Source organism: Burkholderia sp. BCC1977 (assembly GCF_905339595.1).
Taxonomy (GTDB): domain Bacteria; phylum Pseudomonadota; class Gammaproteobacteria; order Burkholderiales; family Burkholderiaceae; genus Burkholderia.
In genome coordinates this window covers 1-22,663 of record NZ_CAJPGQ010000062.1, presented here as the reverse complement: position 1 = coordinate 22,663, position 22,663 = coordinate 1, and the positions used below count along the sequence as shown (strand labels likewise).

The 22,663-nt window shown below is 67.0% G+C and carries 14 protein-coding genes; 4 read left to right on the top strand and 10 right to left on the bottom strand.

All coding sequences use genetic code 11. From position 1 onward, the window contains the following. Window positions 1–190 precede the first annotated feature (190 nt). Together U5771_RS32290 and pbpC are read left to right on the top strand one after the other, a co-directional pair. Window positions 191–6,235, top strand: a complete 6,045-nt coding sequence (locus U5771_RS32290) for an alpha-2-macroglobulin family protein (protein ID WP_322027691.1) — start codon at window positions 191–193, stop codon at window positions 6,233–6,235. 10 nt (window positions 6,236–6,245) lie between these two features. Beyond that, entirely contained in the window at window positions 6,246–8,483 is a 2,238-nt protein-coding gene (gene pbpC, locus U5771_RS32285; RefSeq protein WP_322027690.1) for a penicillin-binding protein 1C, read from the top strand. Window positions 8,484–8,500: 17 nt separating this feature from the next. Here the strand turns inward: pbpC and U5771_RS32280 are convergent, their stop codons facing one another. Both U5771_RS32280 and U5771_RS32275 read right to left on the bottom strand, forming a co-directional pair. After that, on the bottom strand, window positions 8,501–9,121 hold the full coding sequence (locus U5771_RS32280) for a LemA family protein (RefSeq protein WP_322027689.1): 621 nt from the start codon (window positions 9,119–9,121) through the stop codon (window positions 8,501–8,503). A gap of 82 nt (window positions 9,122–9,203) precedes the next feature. Continuing rightward, a complete protein-coding gene (locus U5771_RS32275; protein ID WP_322027688.1) occupies window positions 9,204–10,574 on the bottom strand; it encodes a TPM domain-containing protein in 1,371 nt (456 codons plus the stop codon). A 296-nt stretch (window positions 10,575–10,870) separates the two neighbouring features. Here U5771_RS32275 and U5771_RS32270 point away from each other — a divergent pair, with 296 nt between their 5' ends. Next, complete coding sequence (locus U5771_RS32270) at window positions 10,871–11,563, top strand: hypothetical protein (RefSeq protein ID WP_322027687.1); 693 nt, start codon at window positions 10,871–10,873, stop codon at window positions 11,561–11,563. Between the two features lie 117 nt (window positions 11,564–11,680). Here U5771_RS32270 and U5771_RS32265 read toward each other — a convergent pair whose 3' ends face one another. The 8 genes from U5771_RS32265 to U5771_RS32230 form a co-directional block, all read right to left on the bottom strand. Further along, the gene (locus tag U5771_RS32265) at window positions 11,681–12,928 is read right to left on the bottom strand and encodes a multidrug effflux MFS transporter (RefSeq protein ID WP_322027686.1); all 1,248 of its coding nucleotides are present in this window, start codon (window positions 12,926–12,928) and stop codon (window positions 11,681–11,683) included. A 153-nt stretch (window positions 12,929–13,081) separates the two neighbouring features. Beyond that, a complete protein-coding gene (locus U5771_RS32260; RefSeq protein WP_322027700.1) occupies window positions 13,082–13,789 on the bottom strand; it encodes a response regulator in 708 nt (235 codons plus the stop codon). Next, the gene (locus U5771_RS32255) at window positions 13,779–14,327 is read right to left on the bottom strand and encodes a hypothetical protein (RefSeq protein WP_322027685.1); all 549 of its coding nucleotides are present in this window, start codon (window positions 14,325–14,327) and stop codon (window positions 13,779–13,781) included. The genes U5771_RS32260 and U5771_RS32255 overlap by 11 nt, the downstream gene beginning before the upstream one ends. A gap of 182 nt (window positions 14,328–14,509) precedes the next feature. After that, window positions 14,510–14,836, bottom strand: coding sequence for an H-NS histone family protein (locus tag U5771_RS32250; protein WP_322027684.1), 327 nt, complete (start codon window positions 14,834–14,836; stop codon window positions 14,510–14,512). 89 nt (window positions 14,837–14,925) lie between these two features. After that, complete coding sequence (locus U5771_RS32245) at window positions 14,926–16,377, bottom strand: TolC family protein (protein WP_415859457.1); 1,452 nt, start codon at window positions 16,375–16,377, stop codon at window positions 14,926–14,928. Next, window positions 16,374–18,521, bottom strand: coding sequence for a peptidase domain-containing ABC transporter (locus U5771_RS32240; protein ID WP_322027683.1), 2,148 nt, complete (start codon window positions 18,519–18,521; stop codon window positions 16,374–16,376). Before U5771_RS32240 ends, U5771_RS32245 begins: the two co-directional genes overlap by 4 nt. A gap of 14 nt (window positions 18,522–18,535) precedes the next feature. Next, window positions 18,536–19,810 carry an HlyD family secretion protein gene (locus U5771_RS32235; protein ID WP_322027682.1) on the bottom strand — a complete coding sequence of 425 codons (1,275 nt, stop codon included), beginning with the start codon at window positions 19,808–19,810 and terminating at the stop codon, window positions 18,536–18,538. A 252-nt stretch (window positions 19,811–20,062) separates the two neighbouring features. Continuing rightward, window positions 20,063–20,248 (bottom strand): hypothetical protein, encoded by a 186-nt coding sequence (locus tag U5771_RS32230; protein ID WP_322027681.1) that lies wholly within the window; start codon window positions 20,246–20,248, stop codon window positions 20,063–20,065. A gap of 729 nt (window positions 20,249–20,977) precedes the next feature. Between U5771_RS32230 and U5771_RS32225 the strand changes: the two genes are divergently transcribed. Next, a partial coding sequence (locus U5771_RS32225; protein ID WP_322027680.1) for an ESPR-type extended signal peptide-containing protein occupies window positions 20,978–22,663 on the top strand: 1,686 nt, incomplete at its 3' end.

The following is a 22,663-nucleotide window of genomic DNA, read 5'->3' as shown; positions in this document are numbered from 1 at the left end:
ATTAAATGTTCCGCAATCCGAGACAATCGACATTTCGCGGCATCTTTGTGTCGTCGACGCGACAATTCTGCATCGGGATGCCCGTGTGTCGCAAGCCGGCGACGCGCCGCCTCCCCTCATCCGCTCGCATGCGCGTCGGTTAGAATCCGGTGCAATCAAACAGAAAGCTTCCCTCCGAGGGCATCGAGCGATGAAGCAGCACGACACACACAACAACACGAATCGTAATCAATCCAGTCACGCCACACGGCTGCTCTGGCGCATCGGCGCGGTGGCGGTGCTCGGCGGCGCCGCCGCACTGTCGCTGCATGCGGGCGCGGCACGCACCGTGAGCGTGTCGCCGCAAGGCACGGTCACCGAAGTCCGGCAAAGCGTCGTCAAGTTCGACGAACCGATGGTCGCGTTCGGTTCGGCATCCGCGCCGAGTCCCGCGCGCATGACCTGCAACGATTCCACGGCCGCACGCGGCCAGGGTCACTGGCTCGACGACAAGACCTGGGTCTACGATTTCGAGAACGACCTGCCGCCGGGCGTGCGCTGCTCGGTCGCGCTCAACGACACGCTGCGCTCGGTCGCCGGCAATGCGGTCAGCGGCCCGCGCCGCTTCACGTTTCAAACCGGCGGCCCGTTCCCGGTGACGGTGCGCCCCGGCTCGCGCGAGATCGAGGAGCGCCAGGTCTTCGTGCTGAAGCTCAACGGCCCGGCCGAGCCGCGCTCCGCGCTCGCGAACATCTGGTGCGAAGCGGCCGGCATCGGCAACCGCATCCCCGTCACCGCGGCCGACGACGATACGCGTAACGCGCTGCTCGACCACTTCGGGCTGAAGAAGGACGCCGCGCGCGTGCTGACGCTGTCGTGCGCGCAGGCGCTGCCCGCAAGCGCGAAGATGCAGCTCGTCTACGGCCGGGGCGTCGCGAGCCCGAGCGGCATCGCGAACGACACCGAGCGCCGCTTCGACTTCACGGTGCGCGCACCGTTCGCCGCGAGCTTCTCGTGCGAGCGCGAGAACGCGAAGGCGCCCTGCACGCCGCTGCGTCCGCTGACGCTGTCGTTCAATGCACCGATCTCGCGCAAGAACGCCGAGGCGATCAAGCTGCGCGGTCCTGACGGTTCGCTTTCGCCGACCTTCGCGGCCGACGACCACGGCGACGAAGTGACGACCGTCACGTTCACCCCGCCGCTGCCCGCGCAGGCGAACCTGACGATCGAGCTGCCGTCCGGCCTGCGCGACGTGACCGACCGCCCGCTCTCGAACGCCGACCTGTTCCCGCTCGCGACGCGCACCGCGCCGATGCCGCCGCTCGCGAAATTCTCGTCGGGCACCTTCGGCATCGTCGAGCGCTTCGCCGAACCCGATACGCCCGCGCTCGTGCCCGTCACGCTGCGCAACGTCGAGGCCGACCTGCACATCGCGGGCCTCAACACGAGCGGCGCGCAATTCGCGAACCTGAAGGTCGACGACGACACCGCGATCCGTCAATGGATGCGTACCGTCGAGCGCTTCGACAACTGGTCGATGACGGCCGGCACGATCGACGAGCGCGTCCCGGGCCTGCTCCGGCGCAAGGGCCAGCACCCTGTCTACGTGCCGCTCGAGGCCGGCGAGAAGATGCCCGCGCCGCAGAACCGCCGCATCGACGTGCGCTCGCTGTCGCTGCTCGCCGGCGAACCGGGTGCGCAGGCGCTGACGCTGCCGAAGGCCGATCCGAAGGCGCTGCGCCCGTTCGAGGTCGTCGGCGTGCCGATCGAAAAACCCGGCTTCTACGTGCTCGAACTCGCGTCGCCCGCGCTCGGCCGCTCGCTGCTCGCGAAGCCGTCGAGCATGTACGTGCGCACCGCCGTGCTCGTCACGAACCTCGGCGTGCATCTGAAACAGGGCCGCGAGAACAACCTCGTGTGGGTCACGACGCTCGACAAGGGCAAGCCCGTGCCGAACGCGCGGATCCGCGTGTCGGATTGCAACGGCGACGAGATCGCGTCCGGCAAGACCGATACGCAAGGCCTGCTGAAGATCGACGGTCCGTTCGAGCCCAGGCATGAATGCAGCCAGTCGGAACGCTTCGACGACTATTTCGTGTCGGCGCGCGTCGACGATCCGAAGACGGGCCCCGACATGGCGTTCGTCAGCTCGAACTGGAACCGCGGGATCGAGTCGTGGCGCTTCAACGTGCCGACCGACACCGACAGCGCGCCGACCGTGCGTGCGCACACCGTTTTCGACCGCACGCTGCTGCGGGCCGGCGAAACCGTGTCGATGAAGCACTTTCTGCGCACCGAAACGCTGCAGAGCCTCGCGTTCCCGGCGCAATACCCGACGCGCGTGACGATCCGCCATCTCGGCTCCGACCAGACCTACAAGCTCCCGCTCACGTGGTCGGCCGACCACAGCGCGGACACGCGGTTCGCGCTGCCGCCCGCGGCGAAGCTCGGCGAATACAGCGTGTCGCTCGAAGGCGGCCCGGACGATGCGCCGACCGCCAGCTACTACAGCGGCAGCTTCCGTGTCGAGGCGTTCCGCCTGCCGGTGCTCAAGGGGACGATCAGCGCGCGCGACGCTCAGAAGAGCCCGCTCGTCGCCGTCAAGGAAGCACCGCTCGCGGTGCAGATCGACTACGTGTCGGGCGGCGGCGCATCGAACCTGCCGGTGCAGGTGTCGGCGCTGATGAAGTGGGCGTCGCCGCCGTTCGCGGATCGCTTCGAGGACTTCAGCTTCACCCCCTATCGTCCGGAGCGCAGCGACGGCAACGCCGACGACGATGCGCAGGACGGCGACAACGCATCGGCCGCGAACAACGATCCGGACGCGACCAGGCTGATCGCGGACAAGCTGCCGCTGACGCTCGACCGCAACGGCGCGGGTTCCGTCACGCTCAAGGGCCTGCCCGACGTCGACGCGCCGAAGCGCATCGCGCTCGAGGCGACGTTCGCGGACCCGAACGGCGAAGTGCAGACGATCCGCGGCGACACGATCCTGTGGCCCGCCGCGGTGGTGGCCGGCATCAAGGCCGGCCGCTGGGTGTCGGTCGGCCAGCGCGTGCCGGTGCAGGCGCTCGCGGTCGACCTGCAGGGCAAGCCGCGTGGCTCGGTGTCGATCGAGATCAAGGGTATCGCGCACGTCACGACGTCGTCGCGCAAGCGGATGGTCGGCGGCTTCTATGCCTACGACAACAAGAGCGACACGCGCGACCTCGGCGTGCTGTGCTCGGGCAAGACCGACGACAAGGGCCGCATGGCCTGCGACGCGACGCTCGAACAGGCCGGCAACGTGCAGCTGATCGCGGTCGCGAAGGACGGCGACGGCCGCACGTCGAATGCATCGACGTCCGTCTGGGTCACGCGCGAGGACCAACTCTGGTTCGGCGGCGACAACACCGACCGGATCGACGTGATCCCGGAGAAAACGGCCTACGAGCCGGGCGAAACGGCCCGCTTCCAGGTACGCATGCCGTTCCGCTACGCCACCGCCCTCGTCGCGGTCGAACGCGGCGGCGTGATGGAAACGCACATCGTCGAACTGAACGGCAAGAACCCGACCGTCGACCTGAAGGTCGGCGAATCGTGGGGGCCGAACGTGTACGTGTCGGTGCTCGCGTTGCGCGGCCGGATTCGCGAAGTGCCGTGGTACTCCTTCTTCACGTGGGGCTGGAAGGCGCCGGTCGAATGGGCCCGCGCGTTCTGGCGCGAAGGCCGTCACCACGAAGCGCCGACCGCGTTCGTCGACCTGTCGAAACCGGCGTTCCGCTACGGCCTCGGCGAGATCAAGGTCGGCACGGGCGTGCATCGTCTCGGCGTGACCGTGACGACCGACGCGACGCGCTACACGGTGCGCGGCAAGGCGCAGGCGCACGTGAAGGTCACGCTGCCGAACGGCCAGCCCGCGCCGGCCGGCACGCAGATCGCGGTCGCGGCCGTCGACGAGGCGCTGCTCGAGCTGATGCCGAACAACAGCTGGGACCTGCTCGGCGCGATGCTGCAGCGACGCGCGTACGGCGTCGAGACGGCCACCGCGCAGATGGAAATCGTCGGCCGCCGCCACTTCGGCCGCAAGGCCGTGCCGGCCGGCGGCGGCGGCGGCAGCGCGCCGACGCGCGAGCTGTTCGACACGCTGCTGCTGTGGAATCCGCGCGTGACCCTCGACGCGAACGGCAGCGCGACCGTCGAGGTGCCGCTGAACGACGCGCTCACCCGCTTCCGGATCGTCGCGGTCGCGGCGGTCGGCCCCGACCGCTTCGGCACCGGCAGCACGTCGATTCGCAGCACGCAGGACCTGCAACTGATCTCCGGCCTGCCGCCGCTCGTGCGCGAAGGCGATGCGTTCCGCGCGCAAGTCACGCTGCGCAACACGACCGACCGCGCGATGCAGGTCGTCGTGACGCCGCGCGTGACGGGCCTCGACGTCGCGCCGCAATCCGTGTCGCTCGCGGCCAACGCGGCCACCGAGGTCGCGTGGACGATCACCGTGCCCGAGCAGGCGCTCGACGCGGCCGGCGCGCTGAACTGGCGCATCGAGGCGGCCGAGCAAGGCGGCAAGCGCGCGGCCGACGCGCTGGCCGTCGCGCAGAAGGTCGTGCCCGCGCTGCCGGTCACCGTGCAGCAGGCCACGCTCACGCAGGTCGACGGCACGCTGACGGTGCCCGTGGCGGCCCCGGCCGGCGCCGTCAACAACGCACAGGGCGCGCCGCGCGGCGGCATTGCCGTGTCGCTGCAGTCGAAGCTCGCGGACGGCCTGCCCGGCGTGCGGCGCTGGTTCGAGCGCTATCCGTACCGCTGCCTCGAACAGCAGACGTCGCGCGCGATCGGCCTGCACGACGCCGCGCAATGGCAGGCGCTGGTTGCCCGCATGCCGGTCTACCTCGACAGCGACGGACTCGCGAGCTACTTCCCGCCGTCGTCCGACGATGCGCACTACGGCAGCCCGACGCTGTCGTCTTATCTACTGGTGGTGGCCGACGAGGCCAGCCGCCTCGACCCGCGCTTCGCGCTGCCGGAAGACCTGCGCACGCAGCTCGAGGCCGGGCTCGCGCGCTTCGTCGACGGCCGCATCGAGCGCAACGCGTGGGCGCCGCGCAAGGACCGCGACCTGCGCAAGCTCGCCGCGATCGAGGCGCTGTCGCGTCATGGCGCAGCGCAGGGCCGCATGCTCGGCTCGATCGAGATCGCGCCGAACCAGTGGCCGACGTCGGCGGTGATCGACTATCACGCGATCCTCACGCGCGTGAAGGACATCCCGCAGCGCGACGAGAAACGCGCGCAGGTCGAGCAGATCCTGCGCGCGCGCCTCACCTACCAGGGTACGCAGCTCGTGTTCTCGACCGCGCGCGACGACGACCTGTGGTGGCTGATGACGAGCAACGAGACCAATGCCGCGCGGCTCGCGCTGGAATTCGCGGGCGACCCGGCGTGGAAGGACGAGATGCCGCGCGTGGCGACCGGCCTGCTCGCGCTGCAACGCCAGGGCGCATGGCAGACGACGACGTCGAACGCACTCGGCCAGCTCGCGATCGAGCGCTTCTCGCGCACCTACGAGAGCGTGCCTGTGGCCGGCACGACGAAGGTCGCGCTCGGCGGCAACGAGCGTGCGATCGCGTGGTCGCAAGCGCCGGCGCCGGCGCCCGCCGATGCACCCGCGTCGGCCACCGCGGCGACCCGCGCCGCCGCCGCGCGCAGCGTGCTGATGCCGTGGCCGCGTGCGGCGCAGGCGCCGGCCACGCTGTCCGTCACGCAGGACGGCACGGGCCGCCCGTGGGCGACCGTGGAAAGCCTCGCGGCCGTGCCGCTGCGCGCGCCGTTCGCGGCCGGCTACCGGATCACGAAGACCGTCACGCCCGTGTCGCCGGCCGTCAAGGGCGTGCTGACGCGCGGCGACGTCGTACGCGTGCATCTCGACATCGATGCGCAGAGCGACATGACGTGGGTCGTGGTCAACGATCCGATCCCGTCCGGCGCGACGATCCTCGGCTCGGGCCTCGGCCGCGACTCGGAAGCCGCGACGCAGGGCGAGAAATCCCCGGACGGCGCATGGCCGGCGTTCATCGAACGCGACTTCGACGGCTACCGCGCGTATTACGACTATTTGCCGAAGGGCAAACTGTCGGTCGAATACACGGTGCGGCTGAACAACGTCGGTACCTTCGGGCTGCCGCCGACGCGCGTCGAGGCGCTGTACGCACCGTCCGTGTACGGCCTGTGGCCGAACCCGCCGATGACCGTGAAGCCGGCCGACGCGGGCAAGTAACGAGACCGTGATGATCGATCGTGGATTGCCGCGGCCGGCCCGTTTCGCCGGCCGCGTATTCGTCGCCGTCGTGCTCGCCGCGCCGCTCGTCGCGCACGCGCTGCCCGGCTACGACGACGTGCACCGCAACTGGCGCAGTTCCGACTGGGTGCTGCTCGCGCGCGACGGCACACCGCTGCAGCGCACGCGCGTCGACCTCACCGAGCGGCGCGGCGAGTGGGTGTCGCTCGCCGACGTGTCGCCCGCGTTCCGCGAGGCGATCGTCGTGTCCGAGGACAAGCGCTTCTACGCGCACAGCGGCGTCGACTGGCGCGGGATCGCCGGCGCGGCGTGGGGCAACCTGTGGAACGAGCGCACGCGCGGCGCGTCGACCGTGACGATGCAGCTCGCCGGGCTGCTCAGCGATTCGCCGCGCCGCTCGGGCCAGCGCTCGCTCCCGCAGAAGGCCACGCAGGCGATGAACGCGCTGCTGCTCGAACGCGGCTGGCGCAAGGACCAGATCCTCGAGGCCTACCTGAATCTCGTGCCGTTCCGCGGCGAGACGGTCGGGCTCGCCGCGCTGTCGCAGGTGCTGTTCGGCAAGGCGCCGTCCGGCCTCGACGCGCGGGAGGCCGCGATCGCCGCGGCGCTCGTGCGTGCCCCCAACGCGGCGAGCGCGAAGGTCGCCGAGCGGGCGTGCCGGATCCTGCGCGACATGCACGCGGAGCAAGCGTGCGCGTCGCTCGACGGCTACGTGCAGCTCGTGATCGCCCGCCCGGCCAGCGCGGTGCGCGACGACGGCGCCGCCCTTGCCCCGCACTTCGCGCGCCGCATCGCGGCCGAGGTCAAGCCGGTTGCCGGCGCGCAGGTGCGCACGACGCTCGATGCGCCGCTGCAACGTTTCGCGCGCGACACGCTCACACGCGCGCTGACCGAGCTCAACGCGCCCGCGCACCGGCGCAACGTGCAGGACGGCGCGGTCGTCGTGATCGACAACGCGACCGGCGAGATTCGCGCGTGGGTCGGTTCGTCGGGTGCATTGTCGAGCGCGCGCGACGTCGACGCCGTGCTCGCGCCGCGCCAGGCCGGCTCGACGCTCAAGCCGTTCCTCTATGCGCAGGCGATCGACGAGAAACGGCTGACGGCCGCATCGCTGCTCGATGATGCGCCGATCAACCTCGCGGCCGGCGGCGGTCTCTACATTCCGCAGAACTACGACAAGGATTTCAAGGGCTGGGTGAGCGTGCGCAGCGCGCTCGGCGGCTCGCTGAACGTGCCGGCGGTGCGCACGCTCGTGCTCGTCACGCCGCATCGTTTCGCGCGCACGCTGACCGCGCTGGGCCTGCCGCTCGCGCAGGAAGGCGACTACTACGGCTTCAGCCTCGCGCTCGGCAGCGCGGACGTCACGCTGCTGTCGCTGACCAACGCGTATCGCGCGCTCGCGAACGGCGGCGTCGCGCGCCAGGTCGTCGACCTGCCCGCGCCGCCGCCCGCTGCCGGCGCATCGGCACCGCGGCAGGCGGACAACGGCACGCGGGTGTTCAGCGAAGCGGCCAGCTTCGTCGTCACCGACATCCTCTCCGACAACAACGCACGCGTACGCACGTTCGGCTTCGACAACCCGCTCGCGACGCGCTTCTTCTCGGCCGTGAAGACCGGCACGAGCAAGGACATGCGCGACAACTGGACGGTCGGCTTCACGTCGCGCCATACGGTCGGCGTGTGGGTCGGCAATGCGGACGGCTCGCCGATGTGGGACGTGTCGGGGGTCACGGGCGCGTCGCCGGTGTGGTCGGCCGTCGTCGGCTACCTGCACCGCGACCTGCCGAGCCGCGCGCCGCGTCCGCCGGCCGGTGTGGAATCCCGCCGCATCGCGTTCGAGCGCGACGTCGAGCCGGCACGCAACGAGTGGTTCGTCGCGGGCACGGCGCTCGACACGATCCGGCTCGCGGCGCCCGTCACGCCGGGCAAGGACGGCGCGCGCGCACCGCTGACGATCGGCGCGCCGACCGACGGCACGATCTTCGCGATCGATCCGGACATTCCGCCGAAGAACCAGCGGATCTGGTTCGAGCGGTCGTCCGGGCGCGCCGCGCGGTTCGCGTGGCGGCTCGACGACAAGGTGATCGGCCACGCCGACCGCATCGCGTGGATGCCCTGGCCGGGCCGGCATCGGCTCGAACTCGTCGACGCGCGCGGCAACGTCGCCGATGCGATCGGCTTCGAGGTGCGCGGCGCGTTCGCGAAGCCGGTCGCGCGCAAGCCCTGAGCGACCGGGCAGGCCGCTTACTGGCCGGCTGCGTTCGCCTTCAGCGGCTGCACGGAGAAGTCGACGACGGGTGCGGTCGAGATCGCGGCTTCGTTCGCGACACTGAAGTTCGGACGCGGCTGGTAGCCGAAGATCCGCGCGATCACGACGCCGGGGAACTGGCGAATCCGCACGTTGTACTGCTGCACCGTCTTGATATAGCGGCCGCGCGCAACCGCGATGCGGTTTTCGGTACCCTCGAGCTGCGTCTGCAGATCGCGGAACGCCTCGTTCGCCTTCAGTTCCGGATAGCGCTCCGACACCACCATCAGCCGGCTCAGCGCGCCCGACAACTCACCCTGGCGTTGATCGAACGCCGCCAGCGCGGCGGGATCCTTCGCCATCTCCGGCGTCATCTGCACGCTGCCCACGCGCGCGCGGGCCGACGCGACTTCGGTCAGCACACGCGCCTCGTGCGACGCGTAGCCCTTCACCGACGCCGCGAGGTTCGGCACGAGATCGGCACGACGCTGATACTGGTTCAGCACCTCGGACCACGCCGCGTCGACGTCCTCATCCGACGACTGGATCGCGTTGTAGCCGCAACCGGCGAGCGGCGCGAGCACGCAGCACACGAGCAGGATTCGAAACCATTTCATTGTTTGTGACTTCCGGTTGAACGCTCCGGCCGGAGCGGTAAGTTGAAAAGAAACGTGCAGGCACGCGCACGGCGCGCGGCGGCTACCAGCGCCCCGATGCCCCGCCGCCGCCGCTCGAGCCGCCACCGCCGGTGAACGAATCGGACGAACTGGAACCGGAACTGGAAGAGCTCGAGCCGGACGACGGCCATTTGAATCCCGACGACGACGAAGAGGACGACGCGCTTCCGCCCGTCAGTTTGTTGATGATCCCCAGAATCGCCGTCACCGCGATGAAAACCGTCACCAGGACCTCGCCGGGCGAAAACCCCATCAGATGCCCGATCCCGATCAGCGCCAGCAACGTCCCGCCGACGATCGCCGTGTACTTGCGGATGCGTGCGGAGCGAACGACACCGATGCCGAGCAGCCACGCGCCGACACCCAAGCTCGTCGCAACGAGCGCCAGCGCGCCCAGCATCGCTTCGGCGTCGCCTTTGAAGATCGCGCCGACCGGCAGCATCGCAACCGGCACGATCGTCGCGACGAGAAAGCTGACCGGCAGCATCACCTGCCAGCGCAGCTTGCGCCATTCGGTGACGGCACCCAGCGCGACGCCGGTCAGCCCGAGCAGCAACCAGAACATGAAACTCCCCGCGTCGACCGGAGGTTCGTCCGGCAGGCCGTTCGACAGCCGCCTTGCATCGTGGGACGTCGCGCGCCGCGCGTCCTCGTCGGGCAGCGCGCTGTCCGAAATCGCCATTTCCGGCGGCGTCATCTCGCGCACCAGCGCGTCGACCGCATCGCTGACGCCGGCTGCGATACGCTTCTCGCGAAATGCCGGCACGATGCGCTCGCGGATGATCCGCCCGGCGACGATGTCCGGAATCGCGCCTTCAAGGCCATATCCGACCTCGATCCGCACCGTGCGATCGTTCAGTGCGGCGACGAGCAGCAGACCGTTGTCGATCTTGCTCTCGCCGAGACGCCATTTCTCGAACACCTTGGTCGCGAACTGTTCGATGCTCGCGTGACCGGTCGAGCCGACCAGCAGGATCGCCATCTGCACGCCGAGCCGGTGCTCGAGATCGGCGAGACGGTCGGTCAGTTCGGATGCACACGCGGCACTCAGCACACCCGTCGTGTCGGTCACGCGGCCCTTCAGCGGCGGCGCCGCTTCGGGATCGTCGGCGACGGGATAGGAAGCGGCGGTCGCCACGTCCGTGCAGACCGACGGCGCGCCGGCCGCCAACGGGATCGCACCGGCGCCGGCGCTGGCCGGCGCGGCGAAGGCCGGGGCGCAAAGGAACGCCGCGCCGGCCAGCAGCGCGGCAGCCACCGCCGCCTTGCCGATGCCGGCCTTGCCGCGCAAGCGCGCGGGGCGCAGCGGGTTGCGGGCCGTGCATGCCATCGATGCCGGATCGCCCTCGCCATCCGGGCAGCATGACCGCCCCGTCAGTCGTTTCAGGTTCATGTCGGAAACGACGCACCGGTTCCGTCGGGAACGGCGCGTTCTCTCGTCGTTTTTTAATCGTCCCGCAGCATAACCAATTGCGGAGGGAATCGAAAGGTTCCGGACCCGGTGCCGGTTGTGCCCGTGCCGCATGCCGTTCGCGGCGGGCAAACCTGGCCAAACGTGCCGGCCGGCACGCTCTGCCGCGTCCCGTCGGGAAAACGGGCAAGCACCGCCGGGATTCGAGACCTAGAATATGAACGGCACCGCCCTTCCGGCGCCCACCGGTTGCCCCACCCGCCCAAAGGCCCGCGACCATGAACCTTCGCCACCCGCGCTTCCTCCGCCCCGCGCTGGGCACCGCCTGCATCGCCACCCTCGCGGCGCTGGCGGGCTGCAACGGCGACGCCTGCTTCGGCGTCGATGTCTGCTTCAACAACGCCAACACGCAGACCGTCGCGCTGTCCGGCACGGCCGCCACGGGCTCCGCGCTCGCGAGCGCGTCGGTGACGGTCAGTTGCGCGCAAGGCTCGGCAACGACGCTGACCGACGGCGGCGGCAACTACCGCGTGACGGTCAACGCGGTGCTGCCGTGCGTGATCACCGTCGCATCGGGCGGCACGAGCCTGCATTCGCTCGCCTACGCGGGCGGCACCTTCAACACGACGCCCGAAACCGAGCTGATGCTCGTCTATCTCGCCGCGCAGCTCGGGACGAACACGGCCGGGCTGATCGGCAATTTTCAGGGGAATGCGCACTTCCAGCAGGTGATGGACAGCCCGAACACGGTGCAGGCCGCGCAATCGGCGGTGGTGACGAATCTGCAGCAGCACTATTCGGTCGCGCTGTCGACACCGGCCTTCCTGACGACGCCGTTCGTGGTCGGCCAACCGGGTGTCGACAGCGACCTCGCCGCGCTGGCCAAGGCCGGCGCGATCGACGCGAACGGGATGCCGGATCCGGCCGCGGTTTCGCTGCTGGCGCAGGCGGGCGCGGCGCAACCGCTGTGATGGGCCCTGTTCAGCAGCATCAGGCTCATGACTTGGTCGAAGGCGGTGTGTTGCCGGGCAGCGCAGCCGGCAACCGCGCTCGCCCGCGTTGCCGCCGCCCGACCGGAACGTTGTGCGTCACGCGGCTTCCCCGCGCCCGCACGCGACGCTCGCGGCCTGCTGCTGCGTCAGGTAGCGCAGCAGCTTCGTCACCATCCACACGACGATGAACGACAGCGCGACGAAGAACACCGCGAGCGGCGTCAGCACCTGCACCGACACGAAGCCGGCGAGGCCCATCATCGCGGACGACACGAGCAGCAGCGCGCACCCGAGGATCGCGCTCGTCAGCCCCGCGATATGCGGAAACAGCGAATTGCCCTTGGCCATCAGCGTCGGGTACATCGCCCCCGCGCAGAAGCCCATCACGAGCACCGGCGTCGCGAGCGTCCATACGCGCAGGCCGACGGTCAGCGCCAGCACCAGCATCGCAACCGCCGCGATCGCCATCACACGAGCGCCGAGGCGCAGCCGCTGCTCGGCGCTCGGCAGCCCGCGCCCGTGAATCCGGTTCGACAGCCCGCCGAGGAAATACATCAGCCCGATCCCGAGCGCGAGATAGCCGAAGAAGGTCGGCGGCTTGTGCAGCGTGGTCTGCACCATGAACGGCCCGACGATGTTGAACACCAGCAGGATGCTGTAGCACAGCCCCTGCGCGAGGAAGCAGCTCTGGAACACCGGGCTCGCGAGCACCTTGCCCGCGTTCGCCATCAGCGTGCGCGGCTCGAGATGGACCGGTTTCGGCAAGGTCTCCCGATAGCGCCACAGCAGCGCCCACATCACCAGCGAATACACCAGCAGGAACACCAGGCACGCGCGCCAGCCGAACCATTCCTGCAGGTGCGCGCCGATCACCGGCGCGATGATCGGCGCGAGCCCCCATGCGATCGACATATAGGTAAACGCATGCATCAGCGCCTGGCCCGAGAACGAGTCGGTGATGATCGCCTTCGCGAGCAGGTTCGTGGTCGCGATCCCGAAGCCCTGCAGGCAGCGCGCCAGCACGAACGTCTCCAGGTTCGGCGCGCCGAGCGACAGCAGGCAGCCGATCGTGTAGATGACGAGCCCGAACGCGAGCACGCGCTTGCGCCCGTATGCATCGGCGATCGGGCCGAAGATCAGTTGGCCGAGCGCATAGGCGGCCATGTAGCCGGAGACGCTCGACTGGATCGCCTGCGGCGTGGTCGCGAACGAACGCGCCATGTCGGGCAGAGCGGGCACGTAGATGTCGATCGCGAGCTGGCCGGCGGACGCGAACAGGCAAATCAGGAACAACAGGAAGCGCGGCGAGTTCGATTCGCGCGCGGGAGTGAGCGAGACGTTCATGACAACCGGGAAGGATTCGGACGGCGGCGACACGCGCCGTACTGTTCGAATGTCGAACAACGGTGCGCGGCGAAGTGCATATTGTGCCTGTTGTTGCGCCGCTCGACCGGAATCCCATGGCATGGGCGAGGTTGAATGCCGGGTCGTGCCGAATCAGGTCTTCTCGTCTTCGATCTCGAACCGATACCCGACACCGTAGATCGAGCGGATGAAGTCCTGGTCGGGACGTACCGCCTGCAGCTTGCGCCGCAGATTCTTGACGTGGCTGTCGACGGTGCGATCCGTCACGATCCGATTGTCGTCGTAGAGCCCGCGCAGCAACTGATCGCGCGGAAAGATGTGCCCCGGCGTCGATTGCAGCAGCGAAAGCAGCCGCAATTCGACCGGCGTCAGGTTCAGGTTCGTGCCGTCGAGCCGCGCGACATGCTGTTCGAGATCGACGACGAACGGCTGCGGCGGACCGGGCCGCGGTCGGTTCGCCGGGTTGACACGCCGGAGGATCGCCCTGACGCGCGCAACGACCTCGCGCGGGCTGAACGGCTTGCAGACATAGTCGTCCGCGCCCAGTTCGAGGCCGAGCAGCCGGTCGATCTCGTCGAGGCGTGCGGTCTGGATGATGATCGGCACCAACGAAAACGTGCGCAGCTCGCGGCAAATGTCGAAGCCGCCGCGACCGGGCAGCGTCAGGTCGAGCAGAATCAGCGCCGGCTCGTTCTGCCGCACGTACGGCACGACCTGGCGTCCGTCGGAGAGGATGTGCGTGTCGTAACCGTCGGCCTTCAGGTAATCGTCAAGCAGCGCCGCCAGTTTCGGCTCGTCTTCGACGATGAGAATGAGCGCAGGCGTAGGATCAGTATTCATGAGACGAGGCAGAAACGGAGAAACACAGGCGGATCCACTGGCCGCCGCGGGGTGAGCGCATCGCGCCGGCCGTACGGCCATGCGCATCCGCGATGTGCTTGCACGGCGCGCACCGCGAGCGGCCGACCTGGCGGCTGCGCGATGCGTCCACACGGAACAACGGGACGAACGGATGCGACGGCAGCGGTCCGGACACGGCCAGGAGCGCGCCCTGTACACCGACCGGCAAGCGGCCGGCGGCGGAATGCGCGGCGACGCGAACGATGCCGTCCGGATCGGTACGACGCAGCGCGTTCGAGCGCTGCGGGAGCAGCCCGGCAAGCGTGGCGTCGCGGCGCGCGACACGGTCGAAACAGCGAGGTTCGAAACAGATTCGCATTGCCGCCCGCATCGCCCTCGCGACGAGGGTGCACGCCACGACGATGGCAAGCAACAACGCTGATGTCATATCCGGTTTCATATGATGTTCTGGTGCGCCCCGCCCTGTTTCGACGCGCGGGCGCATGCCGTGTCGCAACCGTTCGATTCTTCCGCTCATCGGCGGGCCTCCTCAACGCACCGTACCCCGTATATCCATCCGTCGTGATCGTTGTCGAACCGAATCGAAACGGGCGCGACATGCTACGTGCGGATCTTTGCAAATTGCCGGATCGTGACGCCGGTACGTACCGCGCATCGACGATCGCGAACCGCCCGCTGTGGTTCGATCGCACCGCTCGCCTATTCGTTAATCAATAGATAGTCGTCGAGATTCTTGCCTACAAGCCATTTCGGTGTGCGCCCCCGGCCGCACCATGTCCGGCCCGACGCCGGGTCGAGGTATTTCGGCACGCGCTTGCGTTTGCGTCGCGACGTGGACCGTGCCGGCGTATTCGCCGGCTGCGGCTGCGGCACCTGCGCCTCGCGGATTTCATCCAGCGTGATGTTGTACATCGCCATCGTCCGCACGATCGCTTCGATCACCTCGCCGACTTCGCGGTCGCGGGCGATATCGATTCGCTCCTGCAGTTCGCCTTGCTGCTTCAGCAGATCAAGATACCGTTCCATGTGATTCACTTTGATTCACTTTCGTCGATTCAGACTGCACCGTTCAAATTCGCTGTCGTGCACGCCATCCGGCCATCACGCCGCGCGGCCTAACGATCGGACTCCAAACGGATATTGCCGAGGCTTTCAGCCAGCTTGAGCCGCGCGGCCCGCCATTCCGACAGCGCCCGCACACGCTGCTTTTCCGCGTCGGCCGACGCGGTCTGGGCGGTCATCAATTCAGTGAATGTCCCGACCCCCGCCTTGTAACGGCCTCGTGCCACCTCGAGCGACCGGTGCGCGTAAGCAAGGAGTGCCTCGGTGTTGTCGAGATTGTCCGTGTCGACGCGCAGGCTCTGATAACTCTTCCAGACATCCAGCGACACCTGCAGTTCGTCGGCCTGCAACGCCGCCTCGGTCGACGCCACCTGCGCCCTTGCGGCCGCGACGCGGTAACTGGAAGCGAAGCCGTCGAACAACGGGATCGTGATGCGAATGCCGATCGAACTGCCACGACTGCTCGTGACCGGAACCTGCTCCGGTTGTTGCTGGTAGGCCGGATTGTTGCGGCTCAGGCTGCCGGTCAGCGCGATGCTCGGCAACCCCTGGGCCCGGACCGCGTCGACGTTCGCCCGCGCGGCGTCGAGCTTGGCGCGGGCGGCGACGAGCTTCGGATGGCTGGCCTGCGCCTCGTCGATGAGTCGCGACACGCCGTCGTCGAACGCATGCCGGTCGATCAGCGGTTGATCGGACGCAAGCTGGATCGGCCGGTCCGCCGGCAGCCCCATTGCCACCGCCAGCGTGCCGCGGGCCGTCTCGACGGCGCCTTCGGCGGCGACGCGATCGACAATCGCCCGCCGATACATCGTTTGTGCCTGCAGCTCATCGCCGAGCTCGCCGGCTCCCGCGTCGTGCCGGGCCTTCGCCACCTCGAGGCTTTCTCTCGCGGCGTCTTCGGCAGCATGCGCGGCGACCTTCGATCCTTCCGCGGCACGCAGGTCGTAATAGGCCTGCGCGGCATTGAGCAGAACGGTTTGCAGCATGTCGTCGTGGGTCGCATTCGCGGCGGCGACCAGTGCGCGAGCACGTCGCACGCTGAACCCGCGGCGGCCGAAATCGAACAGCACCCAGCTCAGGTCGATCGATCCATACCGGCTGGTCGAGCGCTGCGTCTGCGTATAGGGGCCGTAGCCCGGCACCGCGTAGGTCGTCGCGAGATTGTCGCGCTGGATGCCGACCGATCCATTCAGGGTCGGCAGGTAGGCCGCTTCCTCGACGCCGACCTGCGCGGCCTGCGCGCGCGCATCCGCCCACGCCTGGCGCACCTGCGGATTGGCGCAGACCGCCCGCAGCATCACGTCTTCCAGTTCGAGCGGCCGCGCCGCACCGTCCGGCTCGCAGGCGGCGTCGTTCAATGCCGGTGCGGCTGGCGCGGCGGCCGTCATCGAACCTGTCGCATAGAGATCGATCAGCGGCCCGTCGATCGATTCGGCGCGCGCCGATACCGCGGCCAGCAGCGCAAGCCCGAGGCCGCTCAGCATGCGCCGGAACGTCATCTTCATTCCGCGGACGCCACGAGACCGGAGGCAACGGTCGCGCGGTCAAGCGCGATCTTGCCGCGATCGAGGAGGATCACGCGCGACGCGGACGCGATCGTCTCCGGCCGATGCGCGACGATCAGGCGCGTCATGCGAAGCCCGCCGATCGCCGCGTTCACCTGCTTCTCGCGCAACACGTCGAGGTTGCTCGTCGCCTCGTCGAGGACGAGAATCTTCGGCCTTTTATAGAGCGCGCGCGCGAGCAGCACGCGCTGTTTCTGCCCGCCCGACAGGACGGTTCCCATGTCGCCGATCAGCGTGTTGTAGCCCATCGGCATCGCCACAATGTCGTCGTGTACTGCCGCGAGGCGCGCACATTCGGCGATCCATTGCGGATCGGCATCGGCACCGAAGAAGCTGATGTTCTCGGCAATCGACCCGGAAAACAGCACGTCATCCTGGAGCACGGTGCCGATCATCGCGCGCACGCGCTCGCGTCCGATGCGCACGACGTCGATGCCGCCAATCAGCACCGATCCGGCGGTCGGTTCGAGCACGCCGAGCAGGATATTGACGAGTGTCGTCTTGCCGCATCCCGACGGCCCCGCGAGCGCGACGGCCTCCCCTGCGTCAATCCGCAAGGAGATGCCGTCGAGCACCAGCGGCTCGCCGTCGGCATAGCAGAAGCTCAATCCCGACGTCTCGATCGTCGGCTCGAGATCGTCTGCCTCGCCCGGCACGTACCGCTCGTTGGTTCCGGCTTCCGGGCGCGCGAATACGATGTCGGCCAGGCGCTCGCCTTGCAACTGCAGCATCTTGACCTCGATGAACTTGTCGATCAGGCTGCCGATGCGGCTATCGAACTGCCCCTTGTACGAATTGAACGCGATCAGCACGCCGACGGTGAAGTGGCCGTCGATGACGAGCCGCGCACCGAGCCAGATGATCAGGATGCCTTCGATGCCGAACAGCAGCCCGTTCAGTTGCTGGAAGATCATCTGCAGCTTCTGCACGTGCAGGCCGGCGTTCACCTGATCGATGAACAGCGACAGCCAGTGCGAACGACGGGCACTCTGCTGGTTGAACTGCTTGATGGTCTTGATGCCGCGCAACGTCTCGAGCAAATGGGTTTGCTGCTTTGCCCCGTGCACGATCTGGTCTTCCGTCGCGCGCCGGAGCGGGCGGTACCACATCCAGCGAAGCAGCGCGTAGAGGGCCATGGCGATCATCGCGACGGCGGCGAGCATCGGACTGTAGACGACCATCATCGTCAACGTGACGATCGCCATCACGCCATCGATCATCGCGCTGATGAACGAGGTCGTGAGCGTTTGCTGGATCGTGTCGATCGTGCCGAAGCGGGACACGATGTCGCCGAGGTGCCGACGCTCGAAATAGCTCATCGGCAGATTCAGGAGGTGGGTCAGCACGTTGGTACGCCACTGGACATTGAGCGTCGTGCCGAAATACATCATCGCCCATGCGCGAAGCGCGGTCACCGCCTGCTGCAACACCAGCATCAACCCGAAGCCGATCGCGAGGAGCGACAGCAGATCCCGATCCGCGCTGACGATGACTTCGTCGATCACCCATTGCAGGAAGAACGGCGACACCAGCGTGAAGACCTCGATCGCGATGGACAGCGCGAACACCTGCATCAGCGAGCGGGACAGACCGGAGACCCTGCCCAGCAGCGACCGGATCCTGACCGCCGGCGCCTCGTCGCGCTCGGTGAAGCCGGCATTCGGCCACAGCTCGAGCGCCACGCCGGTGAACGCACGCGATACGGCGTCGAACGACAGTTTTCGAATGCCGTGCGCCGGATCGTGAATGGTCACCGTGTTTGCGCCGACCGCCTGCAGCACGACGAAGTGATTGAAATTCCAGTGCAGGATGCACGGCAACCGCAGCTGATCGAGATGGTCGATGTCCAGGGTCAACGCGCGGGCGCCGAGGTTGAGTTGCCCGGCGATATCGATCACGCGCTGCAGCCCCATCCCCTTGAGCGAGACCTGATGGCGGCTGCGCATCGTCGGCAGATCCACGTGGTGGCCATGGTGGCCGGCGATCATCGCGAGACAGGCGAGCCCGCACTCCGCGGCCTCGGTTTGCAAGACGATCGGCAGCCTGCGTCGAAAGCCGAACGAGAGCGGATTGAGCCTGGACATGAACTGCATGGTCGTCAAAGTTTGCCTGTGAGGGTGTAGAGCGGCTCCAGCACCCACTCGTACAATCGGCGGCGGTCCTGGAGGATGTCCGCCTGGAGCGTCAGGCCGGCCTGCAGCGGCTGCGGCTTGCCGTAGGCCGTCACGCTCTGGTCCTGCAGCGCAACCGTGATGCGATAGAACATGGCGTCCGTCTTCACGAGCGATACCGCGGACATCCCGCTCGTCGCGAGTTCGTCGGCCGAGAGTGCCGTGCGCGCGATCGACGTGACGCGCGCGCGGTACTGCCCGAATTTCTGGTAGGGGTACGCCTGATACCGGACCAGAACACGGTCACCCAGGCGGACGAATCCGACAGCCGTGCTCGGCACGAACAGGTTGGCCTGCCATTGAGCGCCGACCGGCACGATGCTTGCCAGCGGACGGGTCGAATCGACGGTTTGCCCCGGCTCCGCGATCACGGCCGTTGCAATGCCGGTCTCGGGCGCCGTCGCGACGATCTTGCTTCGCGCCTCGCTTTCGACCAGCGACTGGTCGACATCCATGACGGCACGGTCGATTTGCGACAGTTGATTCTGTTGTTTCAGCGAGAGCCCCGCGAGATCGCTCATCGCCGCCCGCAGTTCCTGATTCGTGTTCGCGCGATCGCGCTGGAGGCCATGGAGCTTCGATTGCTGGTCGAGCAGATCGGCCTGGCGCTGCTGCGCCTGATCCTTCGAGATGTAATCCTTGTCCAGCAGACCGGCGTAACGTGATGCGGCGTCGCTGGCCAGCGCCGTCCGGGTCTTCTGCGCCGCGATCTGCTCGTCGATGCCGTCGAGTTCGGCACGCAAGCCGGCTACTTTCGCTTGCAGCGTACTGCGTTCGTCGCCCTGCAGCACGCGCGTCTTCTCGATCTCCTGCTGAAGCGATGTCTTGCGTTCCTGCGCCTGCGCAATCAGCGCGGCCTGCGTCTGCCCCGCTCCTTCGCTTCGGATATCCGTTGAAATCGTAAACAACGCCTGGCCGCGTGTGACGTGCTGACCTTCCTCGACATTCTTGTGGAGTACGACGCCGGTCTGCGGCGCATAGATCTTGACGAGGCCGCTATCGGGAACGACGACGCCGCTGACGGTCGTACGTCGCGTATACGTGCCGAATACGAACAGGAGGATGACGGCAACGGCCCCGCTGACGGCAAGCGCCGTCAACACAGTGGTCGACAACGGCCGGATCAGCACGATATCGCCGAGGTTGCGAGACGTCTGCGCTTCCTGGGCTTCGCGACGAAAGAGCGGAGAGTCTGCAGGCACGATACGGGGGAAACTTCTCGGATTCTGTCGATGCAGTCGATATCGATCGGCTGCGCTGCATGGGCTGCGCGGGTCGCAGCACGGGCCTCGTCGGGTTACGCCGAGGTCGAAAGAGGCTGTTGCGAACGAACAATGGATCTCGCGGCACACGAGCGCCATCTCACTTCGCTATCCGAAATACATGAAACACTTGCGGACCGCGAGCGATCCGCAAGTGTCGGGTTCGCCAATCCGACGACTGCTGGACGCGAATTACGAAACGGTCGTCCCGTTCGTCGAGGCGGTGGTCGTCGTGCCGCACGATGCCGAAACCGAAGCCGACGCCGTGTGCTGGCTCGAGCCGAGGCCGAGCAACGAAGCGATATCCGTCAGGAGTGCGCCAAGCAGGCCCGTACCACCCGACGTTGCTTGGATTTCTTGCTGAGTGAGTTCACGCATGTGATAAATCTCCCTAGTTTATAAATGCCGCCCCAGACGCAAGCAATCACCCGAAAAACAGGTCATTAACTTGTTAAGTGCACCTCTAAATATAGAGAACACTGCATCCAAGCCGCGACAATTGAAAATTATCACTCGACGCTACGCTTAACAAGCACATGCCGGGAAAATTTACACTCCTTGTACTTTACCGGTCAGATTGACCGGGGAAACCATTGGAAATAATAAATATGCAAGGATGATGGACAAATAATGAACAACTGAGCATTGATTGTGGAGGCCGCCGCTTTGAATGTAGCTGCCAAAGGGTGTTTATCCGAGCACGGCCCCACATGCGAAAAGCCACCTACCCCGCCGCCCGCCGAATAACGACGGACCGCCTCCAAAGCCCGATACCACGCGGCATGACATCGATCCTAGGTGACGGCGCAAGCACGGTCACGCCTGGACGCCACTGAAGACTGCACTTAGTTAGACACGTCGATTTTCACCATATTATAAAATATTAATTGTCTTTATCATAAAAACACATTTTCCGAATTCAGATTGAATTGTGGATGCTTTGTGATTTTTCAGGATCCGATTTGATTTATTTTCAATCCTTGTCAATTCAAAGACATCGCCTCGGATAGGCTTCCTCCAAACTTTTATTTCACGCGAGCACACGATTTAATCGTCCGACGAAATGATTCGTGGCGCTGCGTGTCAATTTGGAGAAGGAGTCCTGTCATGAACCGCACATACCGCTCCATCTGGAACGAAGCGCTCGGCGCGTGGGTCGCCGCGTCGGAAATTTCCTCGGCGCGCGGCAAGCCAAACAAGTCGCCCGCCGCAAAGCTGGGCACCGCAGTGTTGCTGATGGGAGCGACTATCGGTGTCGCCCACGCACAATACAGCGCGGGCAACGGTAATGCGACGGCAACCACATCGATCGCGATCGGTAGCGGCGCCCCCAGTGCAGGAACTTATTCCCCCACCGCTTCGGGAACCGGTGCCATTGCGATTGGTGCGAACGCGACGACAGCCACGCTCGCGTCGGGGACCAACTCCACTGCGTTCGGTACGTCTGCCCAGGCGACCAATACCGCGACGACTGCGCTCGGCCAAGGTACGACTGCGAGCGGCTCGTTCGCGACCGCGGTCGGCAGCGGCTCGAAGGCAACCGCGAACTATGCGACCGCGCTCGGCAGCACGAGTGCCGCCAGCACCGCAACGCAAACTCAGGCATCGGGCGTCGGCTCGACGGCAATCGGCAGCAACGCTACAGCCGGCGCGCAAGCGCAGGCACAAGATTCGATCTCGATCGGCGGCCAGTCGATGGTTACGTCGACGGCCACTGGCGGCATCGCGATGGGTCTCTCGGCGACGACGTCCGGCACCAGCGGCGTCGCCATCGGGTCGGGCGCGAGTGCGGTCGCCAGCTCTGCCACTGCGCTCGGCAACGGTGCGACCGCGAACGTCGCGGGCTCCGTCGCGCTCGGCCAGAGCGCCGTGACGACCAGCGCCGCGTCCTCCACCACCGGCGGCACGGGCTCGGTCAGCAGCACGACGATCGGTAGCCAGACGTTCGGTACTTATGCCGGCGCGAGTTCGAGCGCGGGTGTCGTCAGCGTCGGCTCGGCCGGCGCCGAACGCCGGATCCAGAACGTCGCGGCGGGTCTCGTCAGCGCGACCAGCACCGACGCGATCAACGGCAGCCAGCTCTATGCCGTCGCAAGCACGACGACGTCGAGCATCGCCAGCCTGTCCACCTCCGCATCGACGGGGATTTCGTCGGCCAATAGTTCGATCGCGTCGCTGTCCACCTCGACTTCGACCAGCGTCAGTTCGTTGTCCACTGGACTTAGCTCTACTAATAGCTCGGTGGCTTCGCTGTCGACGTCGGCTTCGACCGGTATTTCGTCGGCTAATAGCTCGATCGCGTCACTGTCCACGTCGACTTCGACCAGCGTCAGTTCGCTGTCGACCGGACTTAGCTCGACCAATAGCTCCGTGGCTTCGCTGTCGACTTCCACGTCGACGGGTCTCTCGTCGGCAACCAGCTCGATCAGTTCGCTGTCCACCTCGACCTCGACCAGCGTCAGCTCGTTGTCCACTGGACTTAGCTCGACCAACAGCTCGGTGGCTTCGCTGTCGACCTCGACGTCGACCGGCCTGTCGTCGGCTAATAGCTCGATCGCGTCGCTGTCCACGTCGACTTCGACCAGCGTCAGTTCGTTGTCCACCGGCCTCAGCTCGACCAATAGCTCGGTCGCCTCGCTGTCGACTTCCACGTCGACCGGCCTGTCGTCAGCCAACAGCTCGATCAGCTCGCTGTCCACCTCGACCTCGACCAGCGTCAGTTCGCTGTCCACCGGCCTCAGTTCGACCAACAGCTCAGTGACCTCGCTGTCGACTTCGGCTTCGACGGGCATT

Coding starts and splice junctions, on each gene's coding strand:
- U5771_RS32265 (WP_322027686.1), bottom strand. CDS start 12,928: ATGAACGTCTCGCTCACTCCCGCGCGCGAATCGAACTCGCCGCGCTTC.
- U5771_RS32250 (WP_322027684.1), bottom strand. CDS start 14,836: ATGGAACGGTATCTTGATCTGCTGAAGCAGCAAGGCGAACTGCAGGAG.
- U5771_RS32270 (WP_322027687.1), top strand. CDS start 10,871: ATGAACCTTCGCCACCCGCGCTTCCTCCGCCCCGCGCTGGGCACCGCC.
- U5771_RS32280 (WP_322027689.1), bottom strand. CDS start 9,121: ATGAAATGGTTTCGAATCCTGCTCGTGTGCTGCGTGCTCGCGCCGCTC.
- U5771_RS32230 (WP_322027681.1), bottom strand. CDS start 20,248: ATGCGTGAACTCACTCAGCAAGAAATCCAAGCAACGTCGGGTGGTACG.
- U5771_RS32290 (WP_322027691.1), top strand. CDS start 191: ATGAAGCAGCACGACACACACAACAACACGAATCGTAATCAATCCAGT.
- U5771_RS32275 (WP_322027688.1), bottom strand. CDS start 10,574: ATGAACCTGAAACGACTGACGGGGCGGTCATGCTGCCCGGATGGCGAG.
- pbpC (WP_322027690.1), top strand. CDS start 6,246: ATGATCGATCGTGGATTGCCGCGGCCGGCCCGTTTCGCCGGCCGCGTA.
- U5771_RS32245 (WP_415859457.1), bottom strand. CDS start 16,377: ATGAAGATGACGTTCCGGCGCATGCTGAGCGGCCTCGGGCTTGCGCTG.
- U5771_RS32255 (WP_322027685.1), bottom strand. CDS start 14,327: ATGAGCGGAAGAATCGAACGGTTGCGACACGGCATGCGCCCGCGCGTC.
- U5771_RS32240 (WP_322027683.1), bottom strand. CDS start 18,521: ATGTCCAGGCTCAATCCGCTCTCGTTCGGCTTTCGACGCAGGCTGCCG.
- U5771_RS32260 (WP_322027700.1), bottom strand. CDS start 13,789: ATGAATACTGATCCTACGCCTGCGCTCATTCTCATCGTCGAAGACGAG.